Annotated in this window: 11 protein-coding genes; 7 read left to right on the top strand and 4 right to left on the bottom strand. The window is 58.7% G+C overall.

Annotation, left to right across the window (positions count from 1 at the left end; all coding sequences use genetic code 11):
• Nucleotides 1-127: 127 nt before the first annotated feature.
• Complete coding sequence (locus tag FMF02_RS09680; RefSeq protein ID WP_141413003.1) at nt 128-2,347, top strand: inorganic phosphate transporter; 2,220 nt, start codon at nt 128-130, stop codon at nt 2,345-2,347.
• A 120-nt stretch (nt 2,348-2,467) separates the two neighbouring features.
• On the opposite strand, the gene FMF02_RS09685 is transcribed toward FMF02_RS09680, so the two are convergent.
• The 3 genes from FMF02_RS09685 to ruvA all read right to left on the bottom strand — a co-directional run bounded on the left by FMF02_RS09685 (nt 2,468) and on the right by ruvA (nt 4,677).
• On the bottom strand, nt 2,468-3,283 hold the full coding sequence (locus FMF02_RS09685; RefSeq protein WP_141413004.1) for a DUF2490 domain-containing protein: 816 nt from the start codon (nt 3,281-3,283) through the stop codon (nt 2,468-2,470).
• A 607-nt stretch (nt 3,284-3,890) separates the two neighbouring features.
• Nucleotides 3,891-4,031 carry a hypothetical protein gene (locus FMF02_RS13685; RefSeq protein WP_019129997.1) on the bottom strand — a complete coding sequence of 47 codons (141 nt, stop codon included), beginning with the start codon at nt 4,029-4,031 and terminating at the stop codon, nt 3,891-3,893.
• Nucleotides 4,032-4,086: 55 nt separating this feature from the next.
• The gene (ruvA, locus tag FMF02_RS09690; RefSeq protein ID WP_141413005.1) at nt 4,087-4,677 is read right to left on the bottom strand and encodes a Holliday junction branch migration protein RuvA; all 591 of its coding nucleotides are present in this window, start codon (nt 4,675-4,677) and stop codon (nt 4,087-4,089) included.
• 118 nt (nt 4,678-4,795) lie between these two features.
• Here ruvA and FMF02_RS09695 point away from each other — a divergent pair, with 118 nt between their 5' ends.
• The 4 genes from FMF02_RS09695 (at nt 4,796) to FMF02_RS09710 (ending at nt 8,656) form a co-directional block, all read left to right on the top strand.
• Nucleotides 4,796-5,377: an OmpH/Skp family outer membrane protein gene (locus tag FMF02_RS09695; protein ID WP_026074813.1), complete on the top strand. Its 582-nt coding sequence runs from the start codon at nt 4,796-4,798 to the stop codon at nt 5,375-5,377.
• A gap of 112 nt (nt 5,378-5,489) precedes the next feature.
• Nucleotides 5,490-6,260 carry a diadenylate cyclase CdaA gene (gene cdaA / locus FMF02_RS09700; RefSeq protein WP_019129994.1) on the top strand — a complete coding sequence of 257 codons (771 nt, stop codon included), beginning with the start codon at nt 5,490-5,492 and terminating at the stop codon, nt 6,258-6,260.
• Between the two features lie 128 nt (nt 6,261-6,388).
• Nucleotides 6,389-7,045, top strand: a complete 657-nt coding sequence (locus FMF02_RS09705) for a hypothetical protein (RefSeq protein ID WP_034779517.1) — start codon at nt 6,389-6,391, stop codon at nt 7,043-7,045.
• Between the two features lie 15 nt (nt 7,046-7,060).
• Nucleotides 7,061-8,656 (top strand): hypothetical protein, encoded by a 1,596-nt coding sequence (locus FMF02_RS09710; RefSeq protein ID WP_141413006.1) that lies wholly within the window; start codon nt 7,061-7,063, stop codon nt 8,654-8,656.
• A gap of 519 nt (nt 8,657-9,175) precedes the next feature.
• Here the strand turns inward: FMF02_RS09710 and FMF02_RS09715 are convergent.
• Complete coding sequence (locus FMF02_RS09715; RefSeq protein ID WP_026074811.1) at nt 9,176-9,418, bottom strand: hypothetical protein; 243 nt, start codon at nt 9,416-9,418, stop codon at nt 9,176-9,178.
• Nucleotides 9,419-9,904: 486 nt separating this feature from the next.
• Here FMF02_RS09715 and dnaK point away from each other — a divergent pair, with 486 nt between their 5' ends.
• Together dnaK and secDF are read left to right on the top strand one after the other, a co-directional pair.
• Nucleotides 9,905-11,845: a molecular chaperone DnaK gene (gene dnaK, locus FMF02_RS09720; protein WP_141413007.1), complete on the top strand. Its 1,941-nt coding sequence runs from the start codon at nt 9,905-9,907 to the stop codon at nt 11,843-11,845.
• A gap of 552 nt (nt 11,846-12,397) precedes the next feature.
• Nucleotides 12,398-15,412, top strand: coding sequence for a protein translocase subunit SecDF (gene secDF / locus FMF02_RS09725; RefSeq protein ID WP_141413008.1), 3,015 nt, complete (start codon nt 12,398-12,400; stop codon nt 15,410-15,412).
• The last annotated feature ends 183 nt before the right edge of the window (nt 15,413-15,595 follow it).

Consider the following 15,595-nt stretch of genomic DNA (forward strand, 5'->3'; position numbering starts at 1 on the left):
GCGTTTTTCCGGAGCCGGCGGTCGGCGCGCGTCGTTCGTGTTAATTTATCGTTAAGAATAGGTTACCGAATTGTTACCGGCGGGTGAAAAAGCTATCTTTGTTCCGCATTTGCCCGAATTCGACAGAATGGAACCTATATATACGTTTATGTTGGCCGCCATGGCGCTTCTCGCCGTGACCGGTCTCTTCATCGGAGTGATGAACGATGCCGCCAACTTCCTCAATTCGGCCATCGGTTCCAAAGCGGCTCCCGTGCGGGTGATCATGGCCGTCGCGTCGGTGGGAATCATCGTCGGCGCCGTCACGTCGACCGGCATGATGGAGGTGGCGCGCAGCGGCATGTTCGATCCGTCGCGGTTCACGTTCCGCGACGTGATGATCCTCTACTTCTCGGTGATGCTGGCCAATATCATCCTGCTCGACGTCTACAACACGATGGGCCTTCCCACGTCGACTACCGTGGCGCTGGTCTTCTGCCTGTTGGGCGCGGCGCTGGCCGTTTCGACGGTGGTCATCACCTCCAACGACGAGATTTCGCTGGTCGAAATCGGCCGGTATATCAATTCGACGCGGGCGATGGCCATTCTGGCGGGCATCCTGCTGTCGGTGATCCTCGCCTTTACGCTGGGCACGCTGGTGATGTACGTCTCGCGTGCGATCTTCTCGTTCCGCTACCATACGCTTTTCCGCCGTTACGGGGCGTTGTGGTGCGGCATATCGTTTACCGCGATCGTCTATTTCGCACTGTTCAAGGGGTTGCAGGGGGTGATGAACGGCTCGGCGCTGTTCGCTTACATCGATTCGCGTCTGGCCCTCTCGCTCTTCGTGCTCTGGATTCTGTGCAGCATCCTGCTCTTCTTCTTGCAGATGTTCGGCGTCAATATCCTCAAACTGAATATTCTGGCGGGAACTTTCTCATTGGCGCTGGCCTTCGCCGGCAACGACCTCGTGAATTTCGTGGGCGTGCCCGTGGCCGGTTACGACTCCTACATGATGGCGCGCGCGTCGGGCGATGCGGCTATGACGATGGGCGGACTGGCGACCGACGCTTCGGCCAATATCCTGCTGCTGCTCGCGGCGGGAGCGATCATGATCGTGACGCTGTGGACGTCGCGCCGCGCGCTGTCGGTTTCGAAGACGGAGCTGTCGCTGTCGAACCAGAACGAGGGCGAGGAGCGTTACGGTTCGTCGGTCGTCTCGCGCGGCCTGGTTCGCGCGGCCATGAACGTGAATGCCTTTTACGAACGGATCATGCCCGCCCGTCTGCAACGGGCGGTGGCGGCGCGTTTCGAGAAACTGCCCGAGGAGGAGCGCGAAGGCGGATCGTACGACCTGATCCGCGCCACGGTGAATCTCACCACGGCGTCGATCCTCATTTCGATCGCCACGTCGCTCAAACTTCCGCTGTCGACCACTTACGTCTGCTTCATGGTTTCGATGGGCTCGTCGCTGGCGGACCGTGCGTGGGGTCGCGAGAGTGCCGTCTACCGCATCACGGGCGTGCTGACCGTCGTGTCGGGGTGGTTCGTGACGGGCTTCGGCGCCTTTACGATCGCCTTTCTGGTGGGATTGACGCTGATGTACGGCGGCAATGCGGCCGTTCTGATCGTATCGGCGCTGTGCGGCTGGATGCTCGTGCGCAGCAACCGCAGGAAGAACAAGGCGGCCGCGGTCGAGACGCAGCAACCCGCCGCGAGCCGTGCGAAGGACACCGAAGGGGTCATCGAGGAGTGCATCGCCGAGGTCTGCTACACGATGGGGCAGGTGACCCGCATCTACGACCGCACGCTGATCGCCGTTTTCAAGGAGAACCGCAAGGTATTGCGCGAAATGGTGCAGCAGTCGAACGATCTGTTCTACCGCTCGCGCGAGCGGAAATACAAGGTGATGCCGCTGTTGCTGCGCCTGCAAGACAACGAGATCGATTCGGGACACTACTATGTGCAGGTGGTCGATTACATGAACGAGATCACCAAGTCGCTGCTCCACGTCACGCGCCCCTGCTTCGACCATATCGACAACAACCACGAGGGGATGACCCGGGAGCAGATCGAGGATCTGATGAAGATCAACGACGAGGTGGAGACGATCTTCACGCGCATCAACGTCATGCTGCGCAACAACGATTTCGCCGACATCGACCTGATTCTCGAACTGCGCGACGAGCTGTTCGAATCGATTGCCGACGCGATCAAGCGCCAGCTCAAACGCATCAAGAACAAGCAGTCGTCGACCAAGGCCAGCCTGCTCTACCTGACGATTCTCAACGAGACGAAAACGATGGTGTTGCAGGCGCGAAACCTGGTTAAATCGCAGCGTTATTTCCTCGAACACAAGACGGAATAGGGGATCGGCCCTTGCAGCCGCGGGTGCAAGGGCAGAAAAGAGTGCCGGAGGCAGGGCTTCGCCGCCTCCGGCACGCTTTCCGTACCGTCTCCCGTTTCGTGCGGGTTCCGGATGTTCGGATCAGAACTTGTAGCCGTATTCCAGGCCGATGATGTGGTGGCTTTCGCGTTCGGAGGAGATGTAGTCTACCGTGGGGAAGTCGTCGAAAACCGGTTCGTCGCTGATCTTGTAGTCGAAGCGGTAGTAGAGTTCGAGCGACGAACGTTTGTTGAAGGCGTATTTCGCACCCAGCGAACTGCGCACCTTTTCCAGATAGTTGCCTACCGTTTCGGGGGCGTTGAGCGTCTGCGTCAACTCGACGAAGACATAGGGTTTGAGTCCGGTACCTGCTACGGCGTACTCCGCCATGAGGCGGTGGCGCAGCACCCATGCGGTTTTGGCGGCGACGGCCGGATCGACGTAGGCGGTGTGGAGAGTCGCCTGCGGACGTTCGCGCAGCGAGAAATTCCACGCCCCCGTCTTGTAGCTGGCCGTCAGTTCGAGGTAGAAGCGGTGGCGCATCTCCATCGAGCGGTCGGCTCCCCGGTCGTTGGCGATCAGTACATAGAAGGCCGCCGCCTTGAACCACGGCCGGACGTCGTAAGCGTAGCTCAGCGTCGTATAGATGCGGTCGAGTTGCGACCAGTTGTCTTTGAGCCGCAGCTCCTCGTCGAGCGTGATCGAATGCCGCTGGCCGAGTTGTTTGGTCAGGGCGAACGAGAAGCGGGCGCGGAAGTCGTTGTCATGCGTCGTGCGGCGCTCCTGCGCCTGTGCCGTCGCGGCGAACAGCAGGGCTGCGGCGAGCGGAAGGAGACGGCGGGTGTTCCGGGCGAGCGTGCGTTTGCAGGCTGCGCCGGACGAGAAAAGCGACTGTCGGAAGAGACGAAGGAGATTCATTTTCTTTGGATATATTTGGATATGAAAAAGTAAGGAAAAGTCAACGATAATCTTGCGAAAGTAACGAAAATATCGCGGAATTCAAAATCTTCGGCATTCGAATCCGAAAGCGGAGCCTGCCGGAGAGGTACCGTGAGGGCGGTCTGCCCCGTCCGAAGCGGGCCGTGCGGAGCGGCCGGAAGGGTGGAATCGGGATTCGTTTCATCTCTTTTGTCTTTTGTTTACGGAACAAAGGTCGGGGGCGATTTTGTAGCGAATTTGTAATTTTCGCCTTGCGGCCGTTTTTTTGCGGTCTGCGGTGTTGTTTCAGCCGGTTCTCGGGGTCGGACGCGCTGCGTCCGCATCGTTGGACGGTACGGGAACGGGCGGACGGCGTCGGAACGGAACGGCTGTGTCGCGATGCCGGCGGCCGTTTTGCCGCAGCGGGATTCCGCAGCGGAGGGGGCGGGCGGAGTGGTTGCCGCGAAATCCCGGTCGGTTGTCCGATACGGCGGCCGAAGCGCCTTTTTATTGTATCAGGATATTGTAAAACAACGCATTACCCCCCCCCGAAAACGCTGTCGCTTTCAGGGGAGGGTAATGCGGTCGAAGTCCGTATGGAATCCGGTTATGCCCGGTAGCGGCCGTGGTAGCTGTCGTGCGGATTTTGCAGCCGGGCCTTCTTCCGTTGGGAGAGGGTGAAGACGACCAGCGTGACGACCAGCGCCAGCAGGGCCAGGACGATCATGATGAAGAGAAATGTAGCCATGATAATTATATATATTATAATTATGTTGTGTGTGTTTCGGGATGTAGCTGCAAATTCAGAGCCGTTTGAGCGACATGCGGACGGTCTCTTCGACCGAGATGTCGGGTTGCTCTTTGAGAATGGCCCGGACGACCTTGTCCGAAGCCGCTTTGGGGAAGCCGAGCATCACCAGGGCCGCCGTCGCTTCGTCGTAGACGGCGTCGCCGTTGCCGGCGACGGGCAGCGGACCGTCTTCGCCGTCGAACAGGGCCGTGAGTTTGCCGCTCAGCTCGACGATGATCTTCTGGGCGGTTTTCAGTCCCAGCCCCTTGACGTTTTTGAGCAGGACGGCGTTTTCGGTGGTGATGATGCTTTGCAGTTCGCGCGGCGAATAGGTCGAGAGAATCATGCGTGCCGTGTTGCCGCCCACGCCCGATACGCTGATGAGCTGGCGGAACAGTTCGCGCTCGGTCTTCGTCGAGAAGCCGAAAAAGAGCTGCGCGTCCTCGCGCACGACGAAATGGGTGAAGAGCTTCACCTCGCTCCGGCCTTCGATTTCCGAATAGGTCTGCAACGAAATATGGAGCAGGTAGCCCACTCCGCCGGTTTCGACGACGGCGTAGGCGGGCGCCAGTTCGGCGAGCTTCCCCTGGATATATTCGTACATTCTTTTCGAGAAATCGTTTAACGGATACAAAAGTACGAAAATTTTTCTTATCTTTGTGTCCATTATAGGCTTTTTGATAGCATTCTGGCATTTTTAATTACGAATAATAAGACGGAGTATGAAGAAAATTTTGTATGTCGCAGCCGCTGCAATGTTTCTGATTGCGGGTTGCAAGGGCAATGGTGCGACGCAGCCGGCGGAGAACGCTCCGGCGCAGGCCGTAGGCAGCAGCGACATTGCTTTCGTACAGGTGGAGGCCGTGTTGGCGCAGAGCGATCTGTTCCAGAGCGAAGGCGCCGCGCTTCAAGAGAAGACCAAGAAAGCGCAGGAGGGCTGGGCCAAGAAGGAGCGCGATCTGCAATCGAAGGCTGCACAGTTGCAGGAGAAGTATCAGAAAGGATTGATTACTACGGCCAACGCGCAATCCGAACAGGAGAAGATCCAGCGGCAGATCGCCAACTATCAGTCCGTTGCCCAGAAGGAGGCGCAGACGCTCGACGAGGAGAACTACGTCTTCACGAACCGGGCGCAGGATCTGATCCACCGCGCCGTGCAGGAGCTCAACGCCGACAAGAAGTACAAGCTCATCCTCAACGCCACGTCGCTCGTCGACGCCGACTCGCTGCTCGACATCACGCCGCTGGTGCTGGCCAAGGTCAACGAGTTGTACGCTGCCGACAAGAAGGCCGATAAGGAGTAGACGGCCGGCGGCCGACGCGAGCGTTTATCGGAGCGATAAAATACCGACGCCCTGCGGGAAGTCGGTATTTTTTCTTATTTTTGTCATCGTAATTTAAGGCTCGTTTGCAGTTATGGGATTCGTACCGTTTACATTCATCGATCTGATCGACATTCTGTTCGTGGCGTATATCATGTATTGGATATACCGTACCACCAAGGGAACGAACGCCCCCTACATCATTTCGGGCATCATCGTCGTTTATCTGTTGTGGGTGATCGTCAAGACGCTCAACATGGAACTGCTGTCGACGATCCTGGGGCACATCATCAGCGTCGGCGCCATCGCGCTGATCGTGGTTTTCCAGCCCGAAATACGCCGGTTCCTGCAAAAGATCGGCATGAGCCAGAAGCGGTTCAATTTCATTTCGCGCATTTTCAACCACGGCTCGAAGATAGCCGAAACCAATTTGCAGCCGCTGGTGGTGGCCTGCCGCGAAATGTCCGATACGAAGACCGGCGCACTGGTCGTCATCGGGCAGCAGAGCGATCTGTCGCTCATCACCGAGGGCGGCATCTGCCTCGACGCCAAGATTTCGTCGCAGCTGATCCACAATATCTTCTTCAAGAATTCGCCGTTGCACGACGGCGCCGTGGTCATCGAGGGCGACCGCATCGTGGCGGCCCGCTGCATCCTGCCCGTGACGCAGAGCGACGTCCCGAAGTCGTTCGGTACGCGCCACCGCGCCGCGATCGGCATGAGCGAGATTTCGGACGCGATCATTCTGGTGGTCTCGGAGGAGACCGGAGCGATCTCGATCGCCAACAACGGCCGCATCAACCTGAACATCCCCTCCGACCGGCTGGGTGCTGTCTTGCAGAAATACCTGATCTCCAAAAAGTGACGTGTCGCAGCGGGTTGCGTCGTCGCGGCCCCTCCCTTCCGTGCGTTTTGCCGGCTTGCAGGCAGGAAAAATGCAAATAAAATAGGGTTGTTGCGCAATTTTTTGTAAATTTGCACGATTATATAACGATGAGAGTCCGGTGGTATATGGGTGCGCTGGCGCTGGCCGCGCTGGTTTCGTGCAGCGACGAGGAGGATATCCTGCCTCAGCAGCAGGAGAAGATCGTTTCGTACCTGACGCGGTCGCACACCCCGACGCTGCTCTCGGAGCAGGATGCCGCCCAGTCGCTCGACAACGACCCGCCGTATTACTCGACTTTCGGCAATACGACCTACCGTTATATCGCCGATGTCTATGACGAAGAGCGTCTGACGCGGCCGGAGGTGAGCGAAGGGAGCAGGGTCGAACTGACCTTCTCGCTCTACGACTTCACGGCTTACTCGACGCCCAAGCCCAACGAATGCCTCTACTCCAACGATACGACGATCATCAACCGGTTGGTCGAAGGAGGGTTGAATCCCCGCTACTGGGTGGAGTGCGACCTCTACGGAGTGCCGCTTCGGGACGAGTTCGGGCAGTTCGTGCCGCTCAGGCAGACGTTGCAGATCGGCGGCGGGGCGACGCTCAGCGGGTTGCAGGCGGCGCTCGTCGGTTGCCGCGAAAAGGATGTCGTGGAACTCTACATGACTTATAATCAGGCTTACGGGGAGAAGCTCATCATGGGATTGATGACCAAGCAGTGTCCCGTAGCGTTTTTCTGTACGATAAACAAAGTAACGAAATAGGTGAACAACAGTATTATGCGTTTTTCTTTCGGAAAGATATGGGCGGCTGCGGTCTGCCTCCTCGTTTTCGCGTCGTGTGCCAAGGACACGAGCGAGTCCTATGCAGGGATCGAGCAGCGCTCGCTCGATGCGTGGATGAAATTGCATCGTCCGGAACTGCTCGGCAACAGGCAGGAGGCGCGCGGATTCTCCTATTACGTCGATGTGCTCGACGCGGGTTCGACCGACAAGGCCGACACGCTGATCGCCGAGACCGACTGCTGGGTGCAGTACGAGTTCACGGCCCGCGACCTGAACGGCAACGTCTGCATGACGCGCAACGCCGTGCAGGCCAAGCAGCAGGGAACCTTCACCCGCTACACCTACTATTCGCCCTATTTCCGTTACAGCGGATCGGACTATACGACGCTGCTCGAAGGCAGTTATTATGCGCTGCGCGAGCCGCTGACGCTCAGCGAGGAGTATATCGCCGAGCATCCGGATCGCGGGTTGAAAAACGGGATGCAGGCGCGGCGCGGTACGGAGCTGATGCTCTATCTGCCTTCGTCGCTGGCCTATTCGTCGTCGGGCGCCAGCAGCGACGCGGGTTACGGCGGGCAGTACGAACTCGACGCCAACCGTCCCGCGATTCTTCACATCAAGGTGACGGGCCGCGTCTCCAATCCGCTGGCATACGAGGGAGAGACGGTCGATGCCTTCGTCGAGGACAACGGTACGGTCTGTCCGGTCGAGGAGGAGGAAGACAAGGACGATCCGAAACTCGCTTCCGTCCGCCGGTCGCTGCGCGATGCCGAGACCGACGAGCCGGAGTTGCCCGACACGAGCGTCGATCCCTACAAATATACGTGGTACCAGGCCGTGGATACGGTTCCGCAGCTCTATATCTCGCATGTCTTTTCACCCGGCCGCGAACCGGCGACTACCTACAACTGGAAGAATACCTATTCGGTGCCCTATTTCCCCTACAACGAATCGATGGCCGCACTCGACAAGAAGATCAACGACGTGCTCGTGGAGCGTTTCGGTGCGGGAACCTACAAAGGCGATTCGATCAAGAGCGGCGAGACGGCTTCGATCTGGTACATCGGCCGTTTCCTCGACGGATTCATCTTCGATACGAATATCGACGAGGTGAAGAGGCTCATCTACGGCGAGGTGCAGAGCGAAGGCAGCGCCTACCAGTACGAAGTTCCCGAAGAGGGCGACACGTCGACGTTGGAGACGATCTATGCGTGGTATTACAGCATTCCGCAGTTGCGCTACGGGCAGTGGGCGACGATCGTCACCACGTCGAGTTTCGGCTACGGCGCTTCGGGCAAGAGCGGCGGATCGTCGACCTCGGGCGGATCGTCGTCGAGCAGCTACCTCGATTACTACAACTACTACAATTATTACAACTACTATAATAATTATTACGGCGGTCTGTACGGCAACTCCTACTACGACAGCTACTATAACAATTATTACGGCGGTCTGTACAACAGCTATTACTACAACAACTACTATTACGACGACTATTCGTCGAGCGGCAGCACGACGACGACCTATACGACGGAGATTCCGGCCTATTCTCCGCTGCTGTTCGAGATCTATATCGAACCCAAGGAGTGAGTCGTCCGGCAGGATCGGATCGGGCGGAAGAGGAGTACTCTTCCGCCCTTTTTTGTCCGGTGCCGTGGCGGGCCGGTATTCGTCCGATGCGCTTCCGACGGGCATCGTCGCACGCACCGCCGCAGCCTGCCGGAAATCCGTAGGTAGGCGGCGGCGCGGAAAAGCGGCTCGACGCGCCGGAACGACCGGAAGCCGCCGTGTTTCTGTTGCGTGCGGAACGATATGCCGGATCGGAGGCGGGAGGTCTTCTATCCGGCACGGTCTATCGCCGTGTGCGGATCGCTTCGGCGGGCGATGCGGGCCGCCGGCCGTCAAGTCCGGATGGAGACAAAGACTCCTCTTTTTCTTGGCTGACTTGCCGTTTGTCGCCTGCGGGCGGGATTGCTCCGGCCGCGACCGAATGAAGTCCTCCGCGCGGGACGGCGGATTGCCGAATGCGGCGCGATACGCCGATGCCGGACGGACGTTAAAAAAAGACGGCCCCGCGAGGGAGCCGTTAAATCTGACGTGCCGGTCGTATTATTGTTGGTTGAGAATGCGCATCGCCGCATCGAGGATCGTGGTGTCGTCCAGCGTCACGACTCCGCCGTCGGGACCCTGTTCCACATGGATGCCGACATTTCCTTTGGCATCGTAATGCTTCCCGCCGAAATAGTTGCGGACGGTGTCCACGTCGATTCCCAGTTCGTCCGCTATCCGTTGCGAGCTGCCGCTGGGCAGTTTATCCTTGATACGGCGCAACTCATTAAATGTGATAACCATAGCTTTATAAGTTTTAGAGTTGATATTTCACCTACTAAATTACGGTATTAATTTGAATTTTACAAATTCCGGAGGCAATATCCGTGCATAAATTTCGGAAAACGACCACTTTTTTCGGAATTCCGCCGCTCCCGTCTCCGTTTGCAGGCGCCGGCGCCTGCAAACGGAGACGGGAGGACGGAGCGATATCCGTCGGCGGAAGGATCGGTGTCCGGCGTGCGGCCTCCGGAGCTTTTCGCGGTTTTTCGGCCGGTGCGGATTTGGCGTGCGGACTGTCATTCCGGCGGTCGGAAGACGACCTCTCGACCGTCATTTTGTCAGTCGGAGGTGCGTTTTTGGCAGGCTGCGGCGGGGCCGGCCGGATATTTCCGTCCGAAAATCCGTTTGGTATAACCTTTGCTCGTTTCGGGGCACGTGACGGCTCCGTCGGGAGACCGGACAGAAAGAATAAATAATAAATTGAAAACGAAATAATAATTTAAGATTATGGGAAAGATTATCGGTATTGATTTGGGTACTACGAACTCTTGCGTAGCGGTTATGGAGGGTAACGAACCTGTCGTTATCCCCAATTCGGAAGGTCACCGCACCACTCCTTCGGTGGTCGCATTCACCGAGGGCGGCGAACGGAAGGTGGGCGATCCGGCCAAGCGTCAGGCCATTACCAACCCCATGCGCACGATCTTCTCGATCAAGCGTTTCATGGGCGAGACATACGATCAGGTGCGCTCGGAGATCGAGCGCGCGCCCTACAAGGTCGTCAAGGGCCCGAACGATACGCCGCGCGTGGAGATCGACGGACGTCAGTACAGTCCGCAGGAGATTTCGGCCATCATTCTCCAAAAGATGAAGAAGACGGCCGAAGACTATCTGGGGCAGACCGTCGACGAAGCGGTCATCACCGTGCCGGCCTACTTCTCCGACTCGCAGCGTCAGGCGACGAAGGAGGCGGGCGAAATCGCAGGGTTGAAAGTGCGCCGTATCATCAACGAGCCTACGGCGGCGGCACTGGCCTACGGCTTGGACAAGAAGAGCGCCGACATGAAGATCGCCGTTTACGACCTGGGCGGCGGTACGTTCGATATTTCGATTCTGGAACTGGGCGACGGCGTCTTCGAGGTGAAGTCGACCAACGGCGACACGCATCTGGGCGGCGACGACTTCGACCACGTGTTGATCGACTACATGGCCGAGGCGTTCAAGGCCGAGCACGGCGTCGACCTGCGTCAGGACCCGATGGCGATGCAGCGTTTGAAGGAGGCGGCCGAGAAGGCCAAGATCGAGCTGTCGTCGTCGACTTCGACCGAAATCAACCTGCCCTACATCATGCCGGTGAACGGGATTCCGCAACACTTGGTGATGACGCTCACGCGCGCCAAGTTCGAGCAGCTGTGCGACCATCTGATCCACAAGACGATCGAGCCTTGCAAGCAGGCGTTGCGCGACGCGGGGCTCGAAGCGGGCCAGATCGACGAGGTGATCCTCGTGGGCGGTTCGACGCGTATCCCCGCAATCCAGCAGATCGTCAAGGAGTTCTTCGGTAAGGAGCCCAACAAGAGCGTCAATCCCGACGAGGTGGTCGCTATCGGTGCAGCCATTCAGGGCGGCGTGCTTACGGGCGAGGTGAAGGACGTGCTCCTGCTCGACGTGACCCCGCTGTCGCTGGGTATCGAGACGCTGGGAGGCGTGATGACCAAGCTCATCGAGGCCAATACGACGATTCCGACCCGCAAGAGCGAGGTCTTCTCGACGGCGGCCGACAACCAGCCTTCGGTGGAGATCAACGTCTGCCAGGGCGAACGTCCGCTGGCGCGCGACAACAAGTCGATCGGCCGCTTCCACCTCGACGGCATCCCTGCCGCACCGCGCGGCGTGCCGCAGATCGAAGTGACGTTCGACATCGACGCCAACGGCATCCTGAACGTATCGGCGAAAGACAAGGGTACGGGCAAGGAGCAGAAGATCCGTATCGAGGCGTCGAGCGGTCTGACCGAGGAGGAGATCCAGCGTATGCGCGACGAGGCCAAGGCCAACGAGGCGAAGGATAAGGAGGAGAAGGAGCGCATCGACAAGATCAACGCCGCCGACTCGAATATCTTCGCTACCGAGAAGCAGCTCAAAGAGTACGGCGACAAGCTGCCCGCCGACAAGAAGTCGGCCATCGAGGCTGCGCTCGGCAAGTTGAAGGAGGCGCATAAGAACGCCGACGTCATGGCGATCGACACCGCCATTACGGAGCTCAATGCCGCATGGCAGGCCGCTTCGCAGGACATCTATGCCCAGCAGCAGGCGCAGGGCGGTGCGAATGCCAACGCCAATGCCAACGCCGGAGCGGGTGCTTCCGGAGCAGAGGCGGGCGCCGGTGCGGGTTCCGCCGCCGGCGACTCTTCGCAGCCCGAAGACGTCGAGTTCGAGGAGGTCAAGTAACCGGCCGCCGACAGAGAGCCGCAGGGTTCGGACTGGTGTCCGAACCCTGCGTTTTTTATGCCCCTTGGGAACCGGCCTCTTTGCCTGCGGCGGTCTGCCTCGTAGGCTGTTTCGGGATAGTGCGGTGTAAAGTGTCGTTCCGGAGGCCAGACGCAACCTCGTTCGCCTTTGTCGCCGCGCAGCGTGTCCGAGCGGGAGGGGAGTGGAAACCTGCGGCGTTTTGCGCCGTGCGGGCCGCATCCTCCGCCGGCCGCGGACTGCCGAACGACGATACGACGAAGTCCTTCCGACGAGTTGCGGCCGATTCTCGCGTCGGATGCCTTTCGGGCTTCCTCCTCGGGACGGCGATGCCGTAATTGGTATTCCGGAGGCCCTGCGACGGAGTGTTGTTAATTATTAATTGTCAATCGTTAATTGGATTTTATTGTTGTTTTTTCGGAAAAAAATGTCTATTTTTGCGAGCTATCGGCGCGCTATGTTGCGCCGGGAAGGTGTTGCGACGGACTAACGACCGAAGAAACAACAAGATAACAACAATAATTTTTAACTCAAATGCAAAGCAAAGGTGCTATTAAATTACTGGCGATTCTACTTGCGATTGCCTGTATCTACCAGCTCTCGTTCTCGTTCAAGACGCGGAGCGTAGAGAAGAAGGCGGCGGCGTATGCGGCCGCTTACGACGGGGATGAGCGTTCCGAACGGGAGCAGTACTACCTCGATTCGGTTCAGAATCAGCCCGTCTACAACCTGGGTTTCCGCAAGTTCACCTACAAGGAGATCAAGGAGAAGGAGCTGAACCTCGGCCTGGACCTGAAAGGCGGTATGAACGTCATGCTCGAGATTCAGGTGGAGGACGTCGTGAAGTCGCTGGCCGGCGACAGCAAGAACGATCCCGCCTTCATCGAAGCGATGGCGCAGGCCAAGGAGGGACTCCGCACGGGCAAGGACTTCATCGGCGAGTTCGTCCGCAGCTACCGTACCGCTACGAACGGTGCGCCGCTGGCAGCGATTTTCGTCAGCCCCGACCGTAAGGACATCACGCCCAACAGCACCGACGCCGAGGTCGAGAAGATCCTGCGCAAGGAGACCGACGATGCGATCGACGCGTCGTTCAACATCCTGCGCAGCCGTATCGACCACTTCGGCGTAACGCAGCCCAATATCCAGCGCTTGCCCAACTCGAACCGTATTCTGGTCGAGCTGCCGGGCGTGAAGGAGCCGGAGCGCGTGCGCAAGTTGCTCCAAGGTTCGGCTTCGCTCGAATTCTGGACGACCTACAACGCCGGCGAGATCGTGCCGACGCTGATGCGTGCCGACCAGGTGGTAAAACAATATCTCGCGGACACGAAGCCTGCCGTCGAGGAGACGGTCGCTGTCGCTGAGGCTGCCGATTCGACCGCGGACGGCGGCCTGATCGCCGAAGTGGCTACCGCCGAAACGGAAACGGCGGCCGAGGCCACGGGTTCCTACTACGACCGCGACCAGAACCCGCTGCTGGCGCTGTTGAACCCGCAGTTCGCAGGCGGCGCTGCCGTAGGTGCCGTCATGGCTGCCGATACGGCTGCGGTGAACGACTACCTGGCGCTGCCCGCCGTGAAGGAGATGCTTCCGGCCGACCTGCGTTTCAAGTGGGCGATCAAGGGCGAGACGCAGCAGCCGGTCGACGGCCGTTTCTACCTTTATGCGATCAAGGTCGAGCGTCCCGACGGCCGCGCTCCGCTGGACGGTTCGGTCATCACCGACGCCCGCGAAGCCTATGCGCAGCGCGGTGCCGAGGCCGAGGTCTCGATGTCGATGAACTCCAACGGCATCTCCGAATGGGCGCGTCTGACGGCCGACAACGTGGGCCGTTGCGTAGCCATCGTGCTCGACGGTTACGTCTACTCGGCGCCTGTGGTGCGCCAGAAGATCGAGGGCGGCAATTCGTCGATTTCGGGTAATTTCACCATTCAGGAGGCCAAGGACCTGGCCAACGTGCTCAAATCGGGTAAGGTTCCCGCACCGGCGCACATCATTCAGGATACGGTCGTAGGTCCTTCGCTGGGTCAGGAGTCGATCAACGCCGGTATGGTCTCGTTCGTCATCGCCTTCCTGCTGGTACTGCTCTACATGGGCGCCTTCTACAAGACGGCGGGCTGGATGGCCGACCTCGCACTGCTGTTCAACGTCTTCCTGCTCATGGGCGTACTCGTTTCGTTCGGCGCCGTGCTGACGCTGCCCGGTATCGCGGGTATCGTCCTCACGATGGGTATGGCCGTCGACTCCAACGTGATCATCTACGAACGCATCAAGGAGGAGCTGCGTGCGGGCAAGGGGCTGTCGCTGGCGATCAAGGACGGTTTTTCGAACGCCTACTCCGCCATCATCGACGGTCAGCTGACGACGATCATCACGGGTATCGTCCTCTTCGTCTTCGGTAACGGCCCCGTACAGGGCTTCGCCACGACGCTGATTATCGGTATCCTCACTTCGCTGTTCAGTTCGATCTTCATCACGCGTCTGCTCATCGAGGCGATCGTGGCGAAGTTCGGCCATATCTCCTTCTCGCGCAAGTGGTCGGAGAACTGGCTCAACAACATCCATTTCGACTTCGTGGGCAAGCGCAAGTATTCCTACGCCATTTCGGGTACGGTCATCGTGCTGTCGTTCATCTCGTTCGCCGTCTTCGGCCTGAACCGCGGCGTGGAGTTCACGGGCGGCCGTTCGTACGTCGTGCTCTTCGACCAGCCGGTTTCGGTGGAGCAGGTGCGTGCATCCGTCGAGGATCAGTTCGCGCAGATCGAAAACGCCGACAACGCCAACGTCAGCCTCGAAATCAAGCAGTACGGCGGCGACGGCGATCAGGTGCGTATCGTGACGCAGTACAAGTACGACGACGCTTCGGACGAGGCGACCGACGAAATCAACCGGCTCCTCTACGACGCCGTGAAGAAGTACTACAAGACGGCCGTCACCTTCGCCGATTTCCGCAATACGCAGCTCAGCCCCTACGGTATCGTTTCGGCCGACAAGATCGGCCCGTCGATCGCCAAGGACATGACCTACAACGCAATTTATGCCGTCTTCTTCTCGCTGATCGCCATCGGGCTCTATATCACCCTGCGGTTCAAGAAATGGCAGTGGGCGACGGGCGCCACGCTTTCGCTGGCGCACGACGCGCTGATCGTCATCGGTCTCTTCTCGATGCTGTATGCCGTCATGCCGTTCAACCTGGAGATCAACCAGGCCTTCATCGCTGCGATCCTGACCGTGATCGGTTATTCGATCAACAACACGGTGGTGATCTTCGACCGCATCCGCGAGTACATCGCGCTCTATCCGAAACGGAGCCTGCGCGACAATATCAACAACGCCACCAACTCGACGATGGCGCGTACCTTCAACTCGTCGGGTACGACGCTCGTCACGCTGCTTGCGATCTTCCTCTTCGGCGGCGAGACCATCCGAGGTTTCATCTTCGCTCTGCTGTGCGGCGTAGCGATCGGTACCTACTCGTCGTGGTTCATCGCCACTCCGCTCTCGTTCGATCTGATGCCCGAGTCGATCAAGAACAAGGGTAAGGAGTAGGGTGCCGACATCCCCGCGGAAGCGGACTTTCGATTGAAAACGGACTGCAACCTATGCAGTCCGTTTTTTGTCGTTATCGAAGGCTGCGTCTCGGAATAATCGAACTTACGCTTGCTTCTGCGCCCGACTTTTCGTATCTTTAACTCCGTTTTAGATATTCCGCTTCGGCAATGCTCAAATAAA

The sequence above is a fragment of the Alistipes communis genome (genome assembly GCF_006542665.1).
In the GTDB taxonomy this organism is placed as follows: domain Bacteria; phylum Bacteroidota; class Bacteroidia; order Bacteroidales; family Rikenellaceae; genus Alistipes; species Alistipes communis.

Excerpts from the sequence above, each read along its gene's own strand:
- FMF02_RS09680 (WP_141413003.1), top strand. The coding sequence starts at position 128 with ATGGAACCTATATATACGTTTATGTTGGCCGCCATGGCGCTTCTCGCC.
- FMF02_RS09685 (WP_141413004.1), bottom strand. The coding sequence starts at position 3,283 with ATGAATCTCCTTCGTCTCTTCCGACAGTCGCTTTTCTCGTCCGGCGCA.
- FMF02_RS13685 (WP_019129997.1), bottom strand. The coding sequence starts at position 4,031 with ATGGCTACATTTCTCTTCATCATGATCGTCCTGGCCCTGCTGGCGCTG.
- ruvA (WP_141413005.1), bottom strand. The coding sequence starts at position 4,677 with ATGTACGAATATATCCAGGGGAAGCTCGCCGAACTGGCGCCCGCCTAC.
- FMF02_RS09695 (WP_026074813.1), top strand. The coding sequence starts at position 4,796 with ATGAAGAAAATTTTGTATGTCGCAGCCGCTGCAATGTTTCTGATTGCG.
- cdaA (WP_019129994.1), top strand. The coding sequence starts at position 5,490 with ATGGGATTCGTACCGTTTACATTCATCGATCTGATCGACATTCTGTTC.
- FMF02_RS09705 (WP_034779517.1), top strand. The coding sequence starts at position 6,389 with ATGAGAGTCCGGTGGTATATGGGTGCGCTGGCGCTGGCCGCGCTGGTT.
- FMF02_RS09710 (WP_141413006.1), top strand. The coding sequence starts at position 7,061 with ATGCGTTTTTCTTTCGGAAAGATATGGGCGGCTGCGGTCTGCCTCCTC.
- FMF02_RS09715 (WP_026074811.1), bottom strand. The coding sequence starts at position 9,418 with ATGGTTATCACATTTAATGAGTTGCGCCGTATCAAGGATAAACTGCCC.
- dnaK (WP_141413007.1), top strand. The coding sequence starts at position 9,905 with ATGGGAAAGATTATCGGTATTGATTTGGGTACTACGAACTCTTGCGTA.
- secDF (WP_141413008.1), top strand. The coding sequence starts at position 12,398 with ATGCAAAGCAAAGGTGCTATTAAATTACTGGCGATTCTACTTGCGATT.